The organism is Pseudoalteromonas sp. MMG013 (assembly GCF_018100885.1).
Lineage (GTDB): Bacteria > Pseudomonadota > Gammaproteobacteria > Enterobacterales > Alteromonadaceae > Pseudoalteromonas > Pseudoalteromonas aurantia.
Map to the genome: position 1 here is coordinate 1 of NZ_JAGJEE010000049.1, position 20,235 is coordinate 20,235.

14 protein-coding genes are annotated in these 20,235 nt (G+C 37.7%); 1 reads left to right on the forward strand and 13 read right to left on the reverse strand.

Annotated features, from left to right (window positions below):
- From J8L98_RS23765 to J8L98_RS23810, 10 genes are all read right to left on the reverse strand, one after another.
- Positions 1-171: transposase (locus J8L98_RS23765; protein ID WP_210998538.1), on the reverse strand; the 171-nt coding region annotated here is incomplete at its 3' end.
- Positions 172-285: 114 nt separating this feature from the next.
- The gene (locus J8L98_RS23770) at positions 286-2,211 is read right to left on the reverse strand and encodes an N-6 DNA methylase (RefSeq protein WP_210998527.1); all 1,926 of its coding nucleotides are present in this window, start codon (positions 2,209-2,211) and stop codon (positions 286-288) included.
- Positions 2,204-4,015 carry an AAA family ATPase gene (locus J8L98_RS23775; protein WP_210998528.1) on the reverse strand — a complete coding sequence of 604 codons (1,812 nt, stop codon included), beginning with the start codon at positions 4,013-4,015 and terminating at the stop codon, positions 2,204-2,206. The genes J8L98_RS23770 and J8L98_RS23775 overlap by 8 nt, the downstream gene beginning before the upstream one ends.
- A gap of 1 nt (position 4,016) precedes the next feature.
- Complete coding sequence (locus J8L98_RS23780) at positions 4,017-6,998, reverse strand: HsdR family type I site-specific deoxyribonuclease (protein ID WP_210998529.1); 2,982 nt, start codon at positions 6,996-6,998, stop codon at positions 4,017-4,019.
- 2 nt (positions 6,999-7,000) lie between these two features.
- The gene (locus J8L98_RS23785; protein WP_210998530.1) at positions 7,001-8,191 is read right to left on the reverse strand and encodes a restriction endonuclease subunit S; all 1,191 of its coding nucleotides are present in this window, start codon (positions 8,189-8,191) and stop codon (positions 7,001-7,003) included.
- On the reverse strand, positions 8,191-9,657 hold the full coding sequence (locus J8L98_RS23790) for a class I SAM-dependent DNA methyltransferase (RefSeq protein ID WP_247682682.1): 1,467 nt from the start codon (positions 9,655-9,657) through the stop codon (positions 8,191-8,193). Before J8L98_RS23790 ends, J8L98_RS23785 begins: the two co-directional genes overlap by 1 nt.
- A complete protein-coding gene (locus tag J8L98_RS23795; RefSeq protein WP_210998531.1) occupies positions 9,654-10,964 on the reverse strand; it encodes a hypothetical protein in 1,311 nt (436 codons plus the stop codon). The genes J8L98_RS23790 and J8L98_RS23795 overlap by 4 nt, the downstream gene beginning before the upstream one ends.
- A complete protein-coding gene (locus J8L98_RS23800; protein ID WP_210998532.1) occupies positions 10,965-12,440 on the reverse strand; it encodes a class I SAM-dependent DNA methyltransferase in 1,476 nt (491 codons plus the stop codon).
- Positions 12,433-13,323, reverse strand: coding sequence for a WYL domain-containing protein (locus tag J8L98_RS23805; RefSeq protein WP_210998533.1), 891 nt, complete (start codon positions 13,321-13,323; stop codon positions 12,433-12,435). The genes J8L98_RS23800 and J8L98_RS23805 overlap by 8 nt, the downstream gene beginning before the upstream one ends.
- 512 nt (positions 13,324-13,835) lie before the next feature.
- Positions 13,836-14,855 carry an AI-2E family transporter gene (locus tag J8L98_RS23810; protein ID WP_210998534.1) on the reverse strand — a complete coding sequence of 340 codons (1,020 nt, stop codon included), beginning with the start codon at positions 14,853-14,855 and terminating at the stop codon, positions 13,836-13,838.
- Between the two features lie 142 nt (positions 14,856-14,997).
- Between J8L98_RS23810 and J8L98_RS23815 the strand changes: the two genes are divergently transcribed.
- Entirely contained in the window at positions 14,998-15,894 is an 897-nt protein-coding gene (locus J8L98_RS23815; protein WP_210998535.1) for a TIGR01777 family oxidoreductase, read from the forward strand.
- 63 nt (positions 15,895-15,957) lie between these two features.
- On the opposite strand, the gene J8L98_RS23820 is transcribed toward J8L98_RS23815, so the two are convergent.
- From J8L98_RS23820 to J8L98_RS23830, 3 genes are all read right to left on the reverse strand, one after another.
- Positions 15,958-16,749, reverse strand: a complete 792-nt coding sequence (locus J8L98_RS23820; RefSeq protein ID WP_192507646.1) for a hypothetical protein — start codon at positions 16,747-16,749, stop codon at positions 15,958-15,960.
- Positions 16,750-17,845: 1,096 nt separating this feature from the next.
- Positions 17,846-18,898: an acyl-CoA desaturase gene (locus J8L98_RS23825; protein WP_210998536.1), complete on the reverse strand. Its 1,053-nt coding sequence runs from the start codon at positions 18,896-18,898 to the stop codon at positions 17,846-17,848.
- Positions 18,895-19,959 carry an iron-sulfur cluster-binding domain-containing protein gene (locus J8L98_RS23830; protein ID WP_210998537.1) on the reverse strand — a complete coding sequence of 355 codons (1,065 nt, stop codon included), beginning with the start codon at positions 19,957-19,959 and terminating at the stop codon, positions 18,895-18,897. Before J8L98_RS23830 ends, J8L98_RS23825 begins: the two co-directional genes overlap by 4 nt.
- Positions 19,960-20,235 lie beyond the last annotated feature (276 nt).

Consider the following 20,235-nt stretch of genomic DNA (forward strand, 5'->3'; position numbering starts at 1 on the left):
GGAAGATTGAACAGATTTAGGTTTATCTGATAACTGGCTCCGCCAGTGGTATAACGTTTTGGTACAAACATCTAATCGCTCAGCGACTTCTGCAACTGAGTATCCACGCTCAGTAATTTGTTTAACAGCTGCTTCTTTAAACTCTTGGGTATAGCGTTTACTTTTGCTCATAAAAACACCTTTTATTAGAAGTTACAATGTAACTCATTGAGTGTCTAGCAAAGTCTGGGAAGTCCATTAATGAGTTAGTGTCTGTCAACCAGTCCATGTTTACCCCAACAAAACCTAATGTTTTATAGCTTTTTCTACGATTATATTCTTAGTAATTAAACCAAGCTCATCATTAAATGCAGATAAAAGTTCTTGAATTGAGGTTTTACTGTCCTCCAATTCACTAAACCAGTTACTCAGTTCAACTTGCTTTTTATAACTTGGTAATGAGACTTCAATATCATTTAATTGCTTAATTGATAAAAATTTTTGAACTGCCCCGGTAGATAGTTTATTCAAATCTAGCCCTCTCAACAAATGGGCTAAATATGGGATAAACACATTAGACGTGTCGATAACTTCTAGACTGATAGCATTATTTGTAAGCCAGAACGGCTCTTCCGAAAAGTGAATGTTTCCGCAATACAGCCCTACTTTGCCTATGATAATCGTATTTTCATGCCTATTTGCTTCTTCGAAATATCCGATGATTCCATTGCCTCCATAAACAGGAAATCTCCCGTTTTCTAATAGTTCAGATTTTGTAAGGTTGTCTCCTGTTCTTAACTTACCTATGCTTTTAATAATTCTAGGCTCTGAATAACCGACACTTATATTTCGAGATGTGATGTCAAAGTAATTAGCAATTGAGCGAGTTAACTTAGAATTTTCAGTTTTTAACTCTTCAATAGTTTCCGATTTATCAAATTTAATGGCTTCTTCTTTATTTGGTAAAGAAATTGAGAGGTTGTACGATTTATTGTTTAATAATAGCTCTTTGTCTATTAGACAAGCGCGGTCACATATTTCTCTACTTTCAAATAATGATATGAATTCAGAAAAATCATCTTCCTTAATAGGTGTTCTTTTATTAATGTTTTTATTTGTTGCCAAGTCGTAAAACCAGATGTCTTTACCCGGTGGTGTTTTATCAAAAAACAATACGCTTACTTTTACGCCCGTATATGGTGCTAATGTACCGTTTGGAAGACTCAAAATGGAATGTAGGTTAAATTGGGTTAGCAATTGGTACCTTAGCGAATCTAAGTGATTAGTACCGTTAAATAGAACTCCTTCTGGCACAATTAAAGCAGCTCGCCCATTGATATTTAGCTTATCCATAGTATGTTTTAGAAACATAGCTTCCAAGTTTCCTTGGTAGCCATGATATGCATATTCATATCTACTAAATTCACTAACTATACCAAAAGGGATACCAGAAATAATCACATCATATTTTGAATGACCCTGAGTCAACAATGAATCTGACAGAGAAATATCACTAATATCTATATTATTAACTAGTAAATTCAACACTCCGATCAAATATGCGAAAGGATTAATATCATTGCCTTTTACTTTCAATCGTGAGCTATCATTATTCGATGACAAAAACTCTTTAGTCGCAACAAATGTGCGTGCCGTCCCCATTGCAGGATCGTAAACGCTATCGTTTACCTTAGGTTTTGTAACTTTTACTAAGGCATCAATTAGAGATTTTGGTGTATAAAAAGCACCAGATGCTTTGGAGCTTTTCACCATACTTGATATCAGTTCATCAAACTCGTTTGTCAAACATTCTAAAATGTCGATATTTTCCAGCCTAAATAAGACTTCATTCAATATTTTACTAGAACGAATTCTGAACGGAATTTCATTGAGCAGCTTGTCAACAATTTTCCATGTATTAAATGCTAAGCTATCTTCTATCAGTTCAATCTCATTCGAATCAATATCGTTAACAATATCCTCAAGTGTCCGCCTAAGTGTATAAAAATCAATTGCTGTATCTCTAGAACCATAAACATCATCAACATTAAATAAATTTCTGAATGAGCTTACATGCCTTGTTCTAGGTGTATCTACCAAGATAATGTCATAGAAGTATTTAATAAGTAGTATTAGAGAAAGCTGTTCTACAGCATCAATCGCGTTGTTGATAGCTGAATCCTTCCTAATTAATTCGGTTAGATTAGCTAGTTTGTTCTTGTAATTATTCATTCGTAATCACCAGGTAATTGTACAGGTTTACGATATCTTCGCTTATTTCTGCTTTAGGTATTGAATTAACAAAGCTTTGAGTTCTATTTACACAAAAGCCAGTTTCATTTTTTACGTATGGATCTATTATTTCCTTAATAATGCCGGACTCAACTGAAGCCAATTTGCCATTATAATTTCCCTCCGTTGAATAATCTCCTGTTTGACCATCCTGCAACTTAGTTTTCACACCCAAATCTAGTGATTCATTCAGAGCATCATTGCTTTCATTCAAAGCAGAAGGGCACACGAGGTAATGCTTAATTTCTCTTCTTTTCCAAGATAGTAAATGAGAGATTAAATTATTCTTATTGAATTTTTGAATTCCATTTTGCTGAACTAACAGAGCGCATTTAGCTGTCCCAATATTAGTCAATGGAAACTCGTCTCGGTCACAGATCATGTAAACATTCTTAGTATTATGAGGATGGCCTTCCAAATAACTCACAAAATTGGCTAAACGCATTAATTTTTTGTCAGCGAATACTTGAGAGTTCTTTTCAAAGCCTGATTCTTGTTTGATCACCACAAACTTGTTCAAGAACTGACTAATTTGGGCTGCTTCATTTTGATTTTCAGCTAACTTACGAATCGCTAATAGTTTGAATATGATCCAATCGTCCTCACAATCCATAAAGACGATATTCTTAGCAAGTGACATAGCTTTTAGTTGTGTACTATTAATTTCCGATAATTCTGTAAGGCGAGAAGCGAGGTAGCTTATTTTCTCTCCAGTTTTAATTTCTCCATTTTCAACAACTTTTAGTCTTTCGATACCAGACTTAGAAATGGAGTCTAATAAATGCGTTGTAGTAATTGCTTTACCGCTTATCCCGTTAAAAGTAGTCCATAAGTGATCTATGTTTTTATAATGTAGATGAGAGTCTGCCTCATCAAACAAGAACAATGTGTTTTCTCTGTCAAATAAGTCAACCAGTGCGTAAAGAAATAGTAGTTGATACTCACCATCACTCATATCTTCTAAGCGAAGTAACTTCTCGTCTTCTCCTTCGGCCACTTTCGAAAACTTGATATCAAAACTGTTCTTTACAATGAAATAATTGTTATCAGCGGCTTGAGTAAAAAACATTATTTTTGAATCAAAAGACGTATGTTCATCTGTTTCAAAAGACACTTTAGATATTGTATTTTGGTCTAGCTGGACGGTTCTTTGCTCGAGAGGCTCACTAAAATCATAGTCGTCGTCAACTAACGTAGTAATAAAGTTACTAAGAGTTTGGTGGTAAGCTTTATTTGTAATTACGTCGGAGTTACCATTGGATTCGTCTTTATGAGCTTGCTCTACAAGGTTTGTATAGGCTCTATCTACTTTGATATCAAATGAGATTTTAGTTGAATTATCTTCTTCGTATTCACTCTCTATAATGTAACTATTTTGCTTTAAAAACCTACGAACTAAACCATTTTGATTACCTGTAGTAGATAAAAAAATCAAAAGTTTGGCTAGCGATTTGTCATAGTAAAAACAATCTAAACTCAAAGCTCTTTTATTTGTTCGCTCAGTATTTAAATACCGAGCAAAGCGTTCAGAGTAACTCTCATTCTGTCCAGAGGAGAAACAGACAATCTTGTAATCTTGATATAGCGTGCTTGCTGACTTCAGTTTTTCATCAAATATTGACTTAAGAATTGATGATTTACCTGAGCCGTTTCCACCAATAAAAGTAGCGATTTTATCAAACTCTAAAACTTGTTCTTCTGTGTGCAGCACATTGCCCGGTAAGGGTAAAGAGATCGCTGTCATCTTAGTAATATTCCTTTATGTAGCCATATGCCCTATCAAATAGCACTTGGTCTTTATGTAATTTATATTTTAGTAAGGCTTTACGCAGTGACTTTTGTACTTCGCGTTCGCCGCCGGTGGTGTTTTGCCAGCCAGGGAAGTTTACTATGCGAACGATGGCATCTATGTCGGTAACTATGCGCTCTACTACCGCAGGTGTTTCATCGTTTTTCAGTTCTAAGAACAAGTCAGTTAGTGCCGCTTTGGGTGACTTTTCTTGTACTTCTTGCTGTAAGTCTTTTTCGGCTGAAACAGTATCTTTAGCAATAGCACAAAGCTCTTTGACGAATTCTATTGAGGTAATTAACCCTTTTTCGGCTTTATCACGCAGTTCTTCTAAACGTTTACTGAGCTTTTTAAATTCAGCATTGCCACCGTGTTTTTTAAAGCGTTGAATTAAGTCTTTTTCGAGTTGTTTAATCTTTTTTGGATCAGGGTTATTGAAGATGCTTTCAATGACATCAGCATCAAGTACAAACTCGTCTAGGGTATGTACTTCACCTACATGAATGTTTTCATGAATTAACTGAGTGGTTTGAGCCCCAAGCGCTAACCACAACATTTTACCTACGTTGTCTGAGGCTGGTTTTACCGACTCAAAGACTTGCGCTAACCATTTATAGTCTTGGTTGTATGGGTCTAAGATGTTATCTGGCGATAACGACTCCCAAAGTTTTGATAAGTACTTAAAGTCTTTGGCAAAAGCGTCTTTTTTATCATCTGTACTAATGGCGTTTTGCGCTGCTTCTAAGCCTTCAAAACCATCAAGGGTTCTATCTACCCCATCAAAGTGCTTTAACGCATCAGTCATTGCTTGTGGTAAACGAGAACGTAAGTCGCCTAAGTTAGTAATAACCTGCTGAACGCTTTCTTCATCAAACTCTAACGCTTTTGCGGCATCATCAAATACGCCAAAGTAATCAACAATACAGCCGAATGTTTTTTGCGGATATAAACGGTTGGTACGACAGATTGCCTGTAACAAGGTATGGTCTTTTAACGACTTGTCTAAATACATGGTTTGACAAATCGGTGCATCAAACCCAGTTAATAGCTTAGCGGTAACAATTATAAATTTAAGCTCAGATTTTGCATCATTAAACTCATCAACAATCTTTTCTTGTTGGCTTTTATCAACGCCCCACTTTTGCTTAAACTCAAAGTCATCATTTGCCGTGGTTGAAATAACCACCTTACTGGCTTCCTCTGGGAAGTAGTTATCTAGCTCTTCTTTATATTGCACACAGGCATGTCTGTCTGGTGTAACTATCATGCCCTTAAAGCCTTGTGGCGCTACTTTATCTTTAAAGTGTTCAGCAATATCTTTAACTATTTTGGCAACACGCTCCGGTGATTTTAAGAAGGCTGACATTTTGGCTGATTTCTTATTTAACTCATCAGCTTCTTCATCACTTAATGCTGCGCTTTCTTTAAATTCGGCAAAGGCTTGGTCAATGGCTTGAGTATCAACATGCACATCAACCAAACGAGGTTCAAAGTGCAATGGTAATGTGGCTTCATCACGAATAGAGTCATGGAAGGTATAACGCGACATATAGCCGCCTTTATCTTCTTCTGCGCCAAAAGCCCAAAAGGTATTTTTATCGGCTTTGTTTACTGGCGTACCGGTTAAACCAAATAAAAAGGCATTAGGTAAAGCAGCACGCATCTGACGGCCTAAATCACCTTCTTGGGTGCGATGCGCTTCATCCACTAATACAATGATGTTTTCCCTATCATTCATATTAGGTTTGGCATCACGGAACTTGTAGATCATTGAGATAATGATCTTACGGGTATCACGCTCAAGCATTCGTTGTAATTCTTTAATGCTATCGGTTGATTCCACATTAGCGACATCAGCCGCATTAAACGTACCGCTAATTTGGGTATCTAAATCGGTTCGATCAACTAATACAATAACGGTTGGGCTTTTAAGTTGGGCAGCACGGCGAAGTTTTTGAGCAGCAAACACCATTAACAATGATTTACCTGAGCCTTGAAAATGCCAAATTAAACCTTTTTTGATTTTGCCTTCAATCACTCGCTCAACAATTTTATTGGCACCCTCATATTGCTGAAAGCGAGGAATTACCTTAATACGTTGTTTCTTTTTGTTGGTAGTAAATAATGAGAAGTTACGCATTATATCGAGCAAGCGTGCTGGGCTTAATAAATCAGTCAGCTCTTTACCTATTTCAGCTAAGCCTAGTGCTTTTGAAATTTGGCTATCATCCTCTTCTGTGCGCCAAGGAGCCCAAAACTCTAGCGGGCAACGAATAGCACCGTAAAACAGCTCTTTACCTTCAGTAGCAAAAGATAAAATATTCGGCACAAACAATTGCGATACGGCATTTTCATAAATGCTGTGTACTTCATGAGCACCGTCTAACCAACTTACCGATGGGCGTATTGGTGTTTTCGCTTCACCCACCACTACCGGAATGCCGTTAATCATTAATACCACATCAGGTATTTTCGTTTCTCTATGATGAATACGGAACTGGTTAGTTACCACATAATCGTTACGAGTTAAGTCATCAAAGTCGATTAAGTTTACTGACACATGGCGATTGTTTTCGCCAAACGGCATGGTTTTTTCTCCTGTCATCCAAGCGAAAAATTCTTCATTGGCTTTTACTAAGCCAACTTGATTTACCGAAATTAAAATAGCACGGAGTTTATGTATTACTTCATCAGCCAAATTTGGATTAGCTTCAATCTCTGGATTAAGGCGAACTAACGCTTTAACTAATTCTGATTCAACTAGAACCTCATTAACACCGCGGCTTAATTGCTCTGGTGATTGAAACTTCCACTGAACACCAAATGTTTTTGGCTTTGGTTCTGAAACCTCATTCTGACCATGAGAGGCGTTTAAATTAATGCCAGTCATTTGATGAATGATGTAGTGTTCCACACTATTTAATTCGGTAAATCCCATACCTAAAACACCTTGTTTATTAAGTCACTTCTTATTTGAAATAATTTTTCGCCATATAATACGCTTTGCTGAATTGTATTACGGATACTTGTAATATTTCTTCCATACTCTTGCTGCATTTTAACTGGTGGCATCGGTACTTTTAAGGACCTGATTTCTTGTTGTGAGATATTTTTCATTGCCCCACCTGTACCAGTTGCAAATGCTTCAATTTGATTTCTACACAAAAGACTATTTAGAACTTCCGATATGTATACTTTATCCACCTTCTCACTCAAGAAGTTCAGCTTCAAAGTTTTGTCTGAAAGCATTAGGTTTGGGTAGCTTTTGCTTACGAGACATACCCTTCCAACTAACTCAGTAGTATTAGCCCTAGTTATTAGTACATCGCCGGCCTTTACTGAATGTTTTGGAATATATTCTTTTTGATTTATCAATCGCTTATTTTCATTACAAACAAACCCTTCTGCTCCTACAGCGCTAACTTTTAATACTCCTTTTTCTTCATTAGATACTGGAATATTCTCTCCATTTAGGCTTTTCCCTGCAATAATATTGTCTAAAACATGAGCTAAGCGAACTTTTTCAAAGTCACTTGAACATAAATTCTTTTCTCTTATTGTGATTAAGTTTTTTTTAAGCTGAGAAGTAAGTAATTTATTATTTTCAATTAAACTATCTAATGAATTAAGTAGTTGTAATAAATCTTTTTGTTTTGTTTTTACCGGGAGAGATAATTCAAAATTTGATAGGTCTTTAAACTTAACTCTTGGAGATAACCCCCCAGCAGAGTGTTGTACAGCATAATCAAAAAAACGATCATTATTTACAATAAAGGGTAATAGTTCAGGTATTAGTAGCTCTTCAACTGCTCGCATTACGGTGATATCGCCGGAACAGATTCCTTCAAAATTAGCTTTAGCGGCCTTCTTTAAATAAGCTCGTCTTCGGCCAAATAACACATCACGTTGACTAAACTTCTTTGTGAAAGTTGTACTTTCTTCAATGCCAGCTGAACGGCGCAAATGTATGTCTTCGCTAGTGATATGTTCTAGACCTACAACATGTTTGATGCCTTCAGCTACAGGATCTTTAACTGACTCTTTTGGCTCAAATACCACATCGCCAAACTTAACCTTTTTCCAGTCTGATTTATCGATAGAAAAGTTCTTAATAGCTTCCATGTCTAACATTACACTAGCTCCTTAAATAACTTTTCCATTGACAGTTTTAGGTTATCTGATGACTGTTGCCATTCTTGATATGCTGTTGCAAAACAAGCGTATTCACTGTTCACTAATGAATCAGGTCGAATATAAAGGTTAATGGCCATATTTGCTTTTTTATCTAGTACTTCTTGTTTCTCAACTAACACAGCAAAGTTTTCTTCACTTTCAAACTTACTGTAAGCATTAAATATTTTATCGATATGAACTTGGTCTAGGTAGCCAATGTTTTTATCTTGTCTTACTTCTTTCACCGCATTAATGAACAAGATTTTATCTTTTTTATTTTCCTCTTTGTTTGTTTTAGTAATTAACAAACAGGCTTCCATAGGCGAGTTATAAAACAGGTTAGGCCCAAGACCAATAACACATTCAACTTGGTCTTGCTCTATCATACTTCTACGTATTTCAGCTTCAGAATCACGGAATAGAATACCGTGTGGCCATAATGAAATTGAACGGCCATTACCTAAATCAAGGCTCTTCTGAATATGCTGTTGAAAGGCATAATCAGCACAACCCTGCGGTGGTGTGCCCCACACATTTCGACCATGCGGGTCGCTTTCGAATGCTTTGCGATCCCATGATTTTATCGAATACGGCGGGTTAGCGAGAATTACGTTGAATTTTTTCAGCTCATCATCTTCAAGCAAGCCTGGATTACTTAAGGTATTACCACGAACAATATCGAACTCTTCAATACCATGCATAAACATGTTCATACGAGCAATAGCTGAGGTTAATAGGTTAATCTCTTGGCCGTATAATTTAAGGGTGCGGTATTCTTTGCCTTCATCTTTAAGGTGCAAGGCACAGTTAAGCAATAAACCACCCGAGCCACAGGTAGGGTCGTACACTGACTCACCAGGTTGTGGGTCCATTATCATGGTCATTAATTTAACCACGGTACGGTTGGTGTAAAACTCTGCTGCGGTATGGCCGCTATCATCAGCAAACTCTTTAATTAAGTACTCGTAAGCATTACCTAGCTTGTCGTCTGGCACATTTTTTAAATCAAGCGTGTGCTGTGAATAATGCTCAATTAAGTTGGTGAGCATGGCATCTGAAAGACGGTCTTTATTGGTCCAACTGGCATCACCAAAAATACCTTCTAAGGTATCTGGATTGGCCTTTTCAATGGCACGCATGGCGTTTTGCAGAGCTAGACCAATGTTGGTGGTAGTTTCACGTACATCTTTCCAGTGAGCACCATCAGGCACTTGAAAATGATGATTTTCAGCAAAGGCGGCGTATTCTAAATCACCATCACTTTCTGCTAAGGCGTTGTTAAACTCTTCATCGTAAACATCAGAGATACGTTTAAAGAACATGAGTGGGAAAATGTATTGCTTGTAATCACCCGCATCGATGGTGCCTCTGAGAGCAGTAGCTGCGCCCCAAAGGTATTTTTCTAATTCTTGCTGAGTCATCATGAGGATGCTTCCTCTGTAATTAATTTTGTTTCAAACGCTTTGTAAATGCTTTCAATAAAGTTAGCTAATGGCGTTATATCGTTATGACTTTTATCGAGCTGCGCTAATTTTTTAAATGGAACGTTGATTGAAATATGGTAGCCAAAGGCAATATTAAATAATGACCTGTTGGAATTAATAATTTTATCTTGCCAGTTACACTGACTTTTCCAGTCCGTAGTTATATGTTGATCTAGTAGATCTTCAATTACGTGCCAGTCGTCTCTGTATATTCTGCCAGTGTGTTTATTGAAGTTTTGCTTAGTATGTAGCGGCTTTCTAAAATCACTATCGGTTAACCATAAGCCAGTTATGTATGACTGCCCCATAAATTTAATGTGATACTCTGTAGTCGTTGAATATGATTCATCACCGACAAATAAGTATTCAGCAAATAATGGTTCTTGTTGGAAAATATGCCTGCCTTGCCCTTTAGTGTTACCTGGGTATATATCAACCACTAAGTCACCAGAATTTTTATCGACTCTAAACAGTAATTCGTTTGACCAGCCTTTTGAAAAGTTAGTACCTAGCCTGTCGTTATATGAGAGCTTTTCAACCGTTTCATCATTTTTACAAAACTGATTAACTGCCGACTCAACTCTTCGGTATATAGACTTAGAACTAATATTTTTTAAAGAGCCAATTGGTGTTTCAGGCAACCAACTGTAGTTGTGACCTTTCACAAGCTGGATGAAGTCGTTGAGGAATCTATTACTGTTACCAGTCGTCTTTTCAAAGCTGGCAACTTTAACAGCGATTGCCATTAATTTTTTCCAGTTCAAGTCAAATGGCGTTACGATTTCTTTATTATCTTCAATACGTTTGCTTTGGTGGTTAAAAATATTCAATATTTGGTTATATAGCTGAGCTGTACAATCGATATTGTCTCTTTTAGCTTCAATAACAATTAAAATATTATTAATGGTTATTACCAAATCACAAATGGGATCGTATTCTGAGTTATGAGTTTGCTGCCAAAAATTAGACATTAAGCTTTCACTTAGCGAAACAGCAAATACTTTCTCGAAATCGCCAATATTGCTTGTGGCTTTTTGTATTTCGATTTGAATATTGGTGTCACCATCAAGATCTTCGAATAACTGATTATATAAATCAGCGTCATCAATAATGGTTTTCAACACCTCATGACAAAAGAGCGCATCTTCTTGTAAACATATTGCCAAGGCTCTTGTTAAGTCATTTTCTAATTGATAACTTCGATTGCCTTTAGCGTAGGTTTTAAAAATATTTAAGTGTTTATTCATTTAAAGAAAACCCTTTAAAACACTTTTAAACTTTTCTTCAGCTTCAAGGCTTGCCTGCCATGCTTGTTTCAAATCTGCCATCGCTTCTTCTACTGATGGCAGGTTATCTTCAATTATTTTTTCAACGTATAGCGGGATGTTTAAGTTAAAGTCGTTTTCTTTTAACTCATCCATTGAAGCTACTTTGACGTAGTTTTCCACATCTTGATAATTGTGATACCAGTCGTAAATTTGTTGAACGTGATTAGGCTCTAGGAAGTTTTGTGCTCTACCTACTCTAATTTGGTCAGAGGCATCTATAAACAATACTTTGCCTTTTTTATCGGCAGGCTTGTTTTGTTTAAACACCATGACACACGCAGCTAGTTGTGTACCGTAGAATACGTTAGGGCCCAAACCGATAACGGCTTCAAGCATGTCTTGTTCAAGGAGTTGTTTACGAATTTTACCTTCGGCTGCTTTCCTGAATAATGCACCATGTGGTAATACAACTGTCATACGGCCAGTACTGTTCATGGATTTAACCATGTGTTGCACCCAAGCCATATCACCATTACCTTTTGGTGGTACGCCAGCTATGTTTCTGCCGTATGGATCATTGGCCCAGTTTTCAGCGCCCCAATCTTTTAAAGAAAAAGGTGGATTAGCTATTACACAATCAAAGGTTTTAAGACCATCAGCTTCAAAAAAGGCTGGATGATGTAAGGTATCACCACGTAAGATTTCAAAGTCTTCAATACCATGTAAGAACATGTTCATACGAGCAATTGAGCTTGATGTAAGGTTCTTTTCTTGACCATATAATTTAAGCGTTCGATAATCTTCTTTGTTGTCTTTAAGGTGATCAACACACTCAAGTAACATTCCCCCTGTACCGCAGGCTGGATCGTAGATAGTTTCACCTTCATGCGGGTCTAAGATCATACCTAGCAAATGCACAACCGAGCGTGGTGTGTAGAATTCACCGGCTTTTTTATTGGTTAAATCCGCAAAGTGCTTAATTAGGTATTCGTAAGCATTACCCAGCATATCTGGGTCAACTTTTTGATTACCTAATGTGTATTGTGAAAAGTGCTCGATAAGGTTTATCAGTAATGCATCAGAAAGCTTATTTTTGTTGCTCCATTGAGCATCACCAAATATACCGTAAAGGAATTCTTGGTTAGCTTGCTCTATACCACGTAAAGCGTTTTCTATAGCTGCACCAACGTTTGTGGTAGTTTCACGCACATCTTGCCAATGACAACCGTCTGGTATTTCAAAACGGTGCATTTCTGGTAGGGCTGCGTATTCTTCATCGCCATCTGACTCTTCAAGTGCTACACGATATTCTTCATCGTAAACATCTGAAATACGCTTAAAGAAAAGTAGCGGGAATATGTAAACTTTAAAATCAGAAGCATCAACAGGACCTTTTAAGATCCATGCGGCTTTTGAGAGGTATTGCTCTAACTGGGAGAGCGTTATTTTATCCATAATTTGGTGACTTCAATTCTTGTTGATAACCAGGTGCAATTGCGAGATTTTCTGCACCGTATAATGTTTGTATATTCTGTAAATAAAGCTGATATTCTGGGCCTGAAAGTGAAGCACTTTCAGAACAGTCCACGTTCCACCGTCTCAGTAAATAACCAGCCATTGCTGCACGCACATTGACTTCTAATATGCCTTTATCCATGCCAAAGTCGAGTTTAATAGCGGTTGGATGTTTAACGTTATTTGGGTGCGGAATAATTTGTAAAGGCACCATTCGCATCCATTGATGATCTTCTAACTTATCTTCTTCAGGAGATGGTGTCTGTGCCAGAATTGTAACTTTAGTAATGCGAGTTAACACAAAGTCTCTGAATGACTTTGATTTGCGATCATACGCCCTTAAATGCCAACGTAAGCCATTATCTACTATTGAGTGAGGCACTAACTCTCTTGCACCCGAGCCGCTGCTTAAAGATGTATATATAACGCTAATGGGCTTATGGTTGATAATAGCTTGAGATAGCTTAGCGATAATATCAATATCAGGCACGTTTAACGGGCTTGGTGATTCAATAGGGAATGACGTATCACCAATAGAATCAAAGCCATCGCTTATGTTATTCGCTAACTTAATGAGCGTGCGGCGTGCATCGTGTTTAAATATGGGCTTGAATTGCGTGGTGATGAAGTATTTCTTTTCTACGTTGTCATACGCCATATTCTCAGGTGCATTGTCTTTGTAGAACTTCAAATCTCTGGTTGCTGCGGCAAGGCCTAATTCGAAATGACTGACTATTTCACTGCGCGTTACCATGCCAGTAAAATAAAGCTTAAAGTCGATATAAGCTAAACGCTGCTTTTGTGCAAAACTAAATTCGTCCATTCGATAAATCTGATTCTATTGACATTTTCTATTCGAGTTGAAATAGTATGTCTCATTATGAGTTAGACAGCAAATAGATTTTATGCTATAGATTTTATGCTTTAGTGTTGATATAAATCATCACTACTAAAAAGCTCAAAATTATGTACAACCAAACTAACTCACAGCGCAGTAAACTTACTGAAAGGTCGCTGCGCAACCAGCAGTACTAATGCTGTTAGCTTCCTGATTTTACTCATCAGGGTAAAGGGTTGAGAAGATTGCGTTTTGTCGTTATCTAGGTACGCCGTGCTTACAGGTGTAGGTGCTCGCTTTTTATTTAAAATGCTTTTATTTAATATGTTTTTAGTTAACATGATTTGATGTGAGGAAAAATCAGAAAATACAGCTCATCTTCAATGGGTTATCACTCACGTATCGGCACACCGCCTTTATTTTGAAAGGTAAAGCCCTGCATGGTTATACACCGCAAGGCTTTACATTTTTATTAAATTTGCCTATCCGCGGTTATGTTATTCCGCGTTTCCAAGCATCGTTGCTAACCACTGCCCTTCTTCGGTCGCTTCAAGGGCTATCTTAACTACCATTGTTAAAGGCACTGACAATAACATGCCGACGGTGCCCAATAACCAGCCCCAAAAGATCAACGACAAGAACACCACGAGTGTCGACAACCCAAGGCCACGGCCCATAAATTTAGGTTCGATGATACTGCCCATTACCGTATTTATTATGATGTAACCAACGGCGACAATACCAGCCACAATTGGCCCCAAGGTGATCAATGCTAATAACACCGCTGGAACAGCGGCAATCATTGAGCCAATATTAGGAATATAGTTAAGAAGAAATGCCACAACCGCCCACAGTACGAAGTAATCTACACCTAATACCCACAGCAACAAACCAGCAAAGAATCCAGTGGCCAACGACACCATTGTTTTTATCGCCAAGTAAGAATTGATTGAGTCTAAGAATCGGTCGATTTGTTGCATTTTCATTTGCGGATCATCCAACGCCAAGTGTACTTTTTTACTTAACATCGGTGCCTCAAACAACATAAACACAACCGTCAATATGATTAAAAACACATTCGCCATAACGCCACCAAAGCCTGTTAACATATTAGTGGCCATATCAATCATTTTACCTGGGTCGAATAAAGAAATAAGTTGGTTTTTATCTATCAAAATATTGTATTGTGCAGCAATATTCACGGTCCAAATAAACTTATTTTGTAACTCCTCTCGATATTGTGGTAGTTGCTTTGAAAAATCAGTAAGAGATTGGCCAACAAGTCCTGCTAAGCTCATCCCAATTGCAGTAATAAGGCAAATGACCAATACAATAGCGATCCCTTTTGGGATATGAAAACGCGCAAAAAACTTCAGTAATGGATTACAAATGATAGCGATAAAAGCAGCTAAAATAAAAGGGATCACGATATCACTTGCTAATTTAATACCGGCAAGTACAACAAATAACGACGCTAAAATAACGAGACTTTTGTTTAGGCCTGACAGAGAAGACACAGAATTTCCTTAACAATTTTTTGTTAATTCTAAATCATTCCATCCCAAAGTTGTAGCAGCATAGAGCGAAAGGTGATCGATAGTACGATCATCTCGTATACTGAAATACACAGCATACTTTTCTCAGTGGAGATAATTAAAAATGAGAATACTTGTTACAGGCGCAACAGGGCTAATTGGTAGGCAGTTATGTGGATTTTTAGCACAGCAGTTTAAAGTGACGGCCCTCACCCGTAACGTTGATAACGCGCAAGCGCTATTTGGTCGTAAAGTAACCTGCATTTCAACATTAGAGACAATAAACTTTGACACAGTCGACGTTGTGGTTAACCTAGCTGGCGAGCCTATCGCCGAAAAACGTTGGTCAACAAAACAAAAACACCTCATTACTGAAAGTCGTATCAATATAACGCAGCAGTTAGTCACTAAAATAACGCAGGCCACCACCCCACCTCATACATTCATATCTGGCAGTGCGATTGGTTTCTATGGCAGACAAAATAGCCACATAACGATTGATGAAACGTTCAACGATTACAACCCAGAATTTAGTCATCACTTATGTAACGAATGGGAGCAAACCGCTCGTCGTGCTGAGTCAAGAAACACTCGTGTGTGTGTATTGCGTACTGGAATTGTATTGAGCCAAGATGCTGGGGCACTTACAAAGATGTTACCCGCCTTTAAGCTGTGTCTGGGTGGAAAAATGGCCGATGGCCAACAAATGATGTCTTGGATCCACATTGATGACATAGTGAACATCATATTACATTTAATTAATAACCAACACCTGTCTGGTACTTTTAATGCAACGGCTCCCAACCCTGTCAGTAACCAAGAATTCACAAAAATATTAGCGAGTACCCTGTCGCGACCTGCGGTGTTGCCAATGCCTAAGATTGTATTACGCCTACTATTCGGGGAAATGGCTGATTTACTGATATATGGACAAACTGTTATACCAAAAAAATTACTTGATAGTCAGTTTTCATTTAGATTTAACCACTTAGATAAAGCATTAGCGAACCTCTTACGTTAAAAATGCAGACACCGAGGGTGTTTGCATTTTTATAACGCTATAACTAAAACTAAGTCAATTCGATTATTTTACGATTAACTGGTCTTCAAGCAAGTAAATACCATTGGGGTCGGTCAAGCTAAATACTTTTACAGCGAGTGTTTTTCCTGCCGCGTTTTCACATTCTAAGATCTGATATAACACTGGCTGACGCACATTAACGACATCTTTATTTGCAGTGAATACATCTGAATGGAATGGACCTTTTGACTCTTTGCCTGAAAACAAACCAAGCTCAACACCACGATTAGCAACAACAGAACAATAAGCTTGGTTGTTATGATTGTTTACTGTTAAACGGCTAGATACGTGATACTCACTGTGGTAACCAAATGAATATGGTTGGTGAACGAACTCACCTTTTGGTGTTACATCAATTTGCCAATCCACATCTGGTGCACCAGGGATATTAACCTGTACTTTATAGTCAGTTCCTTGTGCATCGTAACAACTTACGCGCAACTTTTTGTTTGTAGATAAAAACTGCTCTGGAATGGCCACTGACGCAGTCAACTTTGAAGGGTTATTTGTATCAATAGTCACACGCGTATTGGCAACATGCTCACCATTGTTATTCCAACCACCCGTGTTCGAATAAACATTCGCTACATCGCAATAACTGGTATCTTGCGCTAGTAACAACTCCACTGTTAAGTGATGTGCATATTCGCTGATAATTGTCGCAGAAGCCACCGGACCAGAAGCATATTGAGTCAAACGCTCGTATCCATCCGTATCTTCTACATTTTGTGCTAATGCAAAACTTGCCCCAGAGAATAATGTTGAAGCCAATAATAACGCATTAGTTTTATTCATGTTTAATTTCCTTTTTAAGTAACTTATTTCATTGAAGACAGGCTCACCCCGCATCAATTGAACCTATTTTAACTACAAACCAAAGTTAAGATCAACAAAATTAATTAACAATTTTTAACTAAATATTTTCAAAACACATAATTAGAAATAACAAATACCACAAAACCTGTTAAATATCATTTATTTAAATAGATACAGAATAATCGCATCGGATTAGTTTTATTTATCCTTTATTTGCATTCACATTAAATTGGCACTTCACAACAGTTCTTGCATTAGTTTTATTGTTCTTTATTTTTACTAATTAATTTTATCCAAAAAACAAACAGCTATTGTTTTGACAAACCTAGCCAAATATAAACCAAACGATATCTACATGAGTCTTGCAGTGGAAAAATAGGCAGAGAAGCAATATGTGCGCTTTGAATTAAGCCGCATCACCGGTATTGAAATAAAGCGCAATGTAATAAAGTACATTGAATATTTAACGTACTATAGGAAAGTCATTGATACCTAGTATAACCTCAGGTTTGGATAAGGGTTTTGGAATAGGAAATGTTTTGTAAACAAACTTACGTACAATCTAATGATGATATTTTATTCAATATCAAGGCGCTTTCATTTGTAATAGCGGGCTATTACAAATGAAAGCAACGCCGAGAGTGAAAAAATAGCTTTATTGGGCAAATTCGCTTATCCAGAGCTGAGGTTACTTAACCTCAGCTCTGGATAAGGGTTTTGGAATAGAAAATGTTTTAAAAATAAACTTACGTATAATCCAATGATGATATTTTGTTCAATATCAAGGCGCTTTTATGCAGTAATAGCGGGCTATTACAAATGAAAGCAACGCCGAGAGTGAAAAAATAGCTTTATTGGGCAAATTCGCTTATCCAGAGCTGAGGTTAGTATACCCCTTAAATGCTGGATTTTTCCTTGTTACTGCGTGCTGCCCACAAATATAAACACACATCATGTACTGCAATATGAGGGACAATTCAGTGCGGTACTAACCAGCTTAATTTCGTACGTTTAAGCTGGTTAAAAGTAAACCAATACCCCCCCGTGGGAACGGTAGCAATATCTAGTTGTACAATCAGGGAAATGAATAACGCATGATCCGCTTCAGCACAGAGCCATATTGGCAAAAAAATGTGCCCGTATTGTATGCAATTCCATGACGTGCAAAGACAGACTGCACCATCAGCGCGACTTCTTGATACCTGGACGAAGGTAAGTCAGGGAATAAGTGATGCTCTATTTGAAAACTTAAATGTCCTGTTAATATATGAAAAGTACGACCTCCTTGAATATTGGACGATCCCAATGCTTGGCGATAGTACCATTGACCTTGACTTTCATTTTCGCATTGCTGTTGACTAAACGTTTTTGTCTGCTCTGTAAAATGGCCACAAAAAATGATGGTTGATGTCCATAAGTTACGTAGTAAATTAGCCAGAAAATTGCCCCCGAGCACCCATAAAAATAACGGCCCTGCAAGCAATGGAAACAATACATAGTCTTTCACCAATTGCCGACTTCCTTTGCTAAAAAAGCGCCGTTTCAATATAGCGTGTGATACTTTATAGTCTCGATCCTGTTTTTTCTTACCCAAAAAAACCCGTTCAGCTGCAAGTTCGTGATAAGACACGCCCCACTGAAAAAATACACTCAAATTTATATAGGTAAAAAACTGCCAAGTGTTCTTTAAACGCCATTGAAAGTCATCAGACAGCCTTAATAGCCCGTAACCAAAATCTCTGTCTTTGCCAATGATATTAGTATAAGTGTGATGTTCATAATTATGCACTCGATGCCAGCTCTGTCCATCACATGCAATATCCCACTCATAGGCCATGGAGTTTATATTTTTGTCATTCATCCAGTCATACTGACCGTGCATTACATTATGACCAATCTCCATATTGTCTAGTATTTTAGCCAATGCAAGTAAAACAACGCCAAGCAACCATATAACTGGTTGCCAAAACCCTAATAGCAACAGAGCGCGACCTAACCACTCACTATAGCGCTGAATTCTTATTACCCGTCTAATATGATCTGCATCATACTGACCTACTTTGGCTAACGTGAGTTGCTTTATTTCATCTAACTCCTCAGCCAATAAGTCAAAATTAACTGAACTCATAACGTGACCTCCAAATCAGAAACGGGCTGTGAGATACATAATTGGATCAACTGATGGCCACTATCAGATAGCGCGCCAGTGCGAATATCTCTGACCACACCTTTACTTTTTACACATTGGCACTGGTGACAGATCCCAATGCCACAACCTCGGGTTACAGCAACATTTTTTTCTTCCAATTGTTTAAGTAGAACATCGCTGCTATTAACCGATATGACTTGGCCATCAACATTTAAAGTATGCTCAGCTGCCGTATCCAAACTGTGATCAGTCGGTGCTTGTTTTAAACCAAACACTTCGTCAAAATACTTTAGTCCTAAATCACCACACACCTGTTGTACCTCATGTAGCATTTCATTCGGTCCGCAGCAGTAAACATCCACTAATTTGCTCACTGATATGTAATAGGATAATGCTTTACTGTGTGCTCTCGTACATAACTCAAAGCTAAAATTACGGTGCTCAGTCTCAAGCTGAGTTAGCTGTTCAACAAGTTGATGCTGATCTGCTTTAGCAAAATACACCAAGCGAACTGGCTCCTGTATATCACGCAAATGCTGTGCAAGCATTGCTGCGAATGGCGTTATTCCTGAGCCTCCCGCAATCATAAGTAGAGGCTTTTTTAGAGATTGAACAACAAACGTGCCTTGTGGTTTCGATATATTGACCCATGCAATTTTTTTCAGTTGTTCAGAGAGTTGACTTGTAAAACGCCCATTAAGGTCAACGCGTATTAATAACGAGATACAGCCCTGCTTATCACGCTCATATGGGCAAGACGCAATCGTAAAAGTACGCGTCAATAAACGGCCATTCATTTCAACCGTAATATTTATATGTTGTCCTGCCAAATGGGTAGGCCAGTTACGCTCAGGCCGTAAAGATATACGAATAAAATGTTCTGCCGTTTTTTCCACACATTCGATATGAGCTCGATATAAGTCGGCTCTCCAAGCGGGTTTAAAGTGCTGTATCACAGGTTCAATATACCCAGCAAAACTTTGATGATGTAAAAACCATTGTGACAACTTGTTAGAGACGGCCTGTAATGTTCGTTTCAATTGAGCGTACACCTGTTAGCTTAAATTTGAGCGCACAAGTGTACGCTCAAATTTCAGGAATTCAAGTCAAATTAGAATAAAAGCTCAATTAAAGGAGACGTATGAGATCATTGCAATGAACAACTCAGCGATAATTCATTATTTTTGATACGACAAATAGCCATCTATCAACAGGTATATTGGCCACTGTCATGCATTATGTGAAGGTGAATATGACGTACTGGGAATTTATAAAGCGGAGGACTTGGTGGCTTCTTTGATTTTTACGCACTCTTT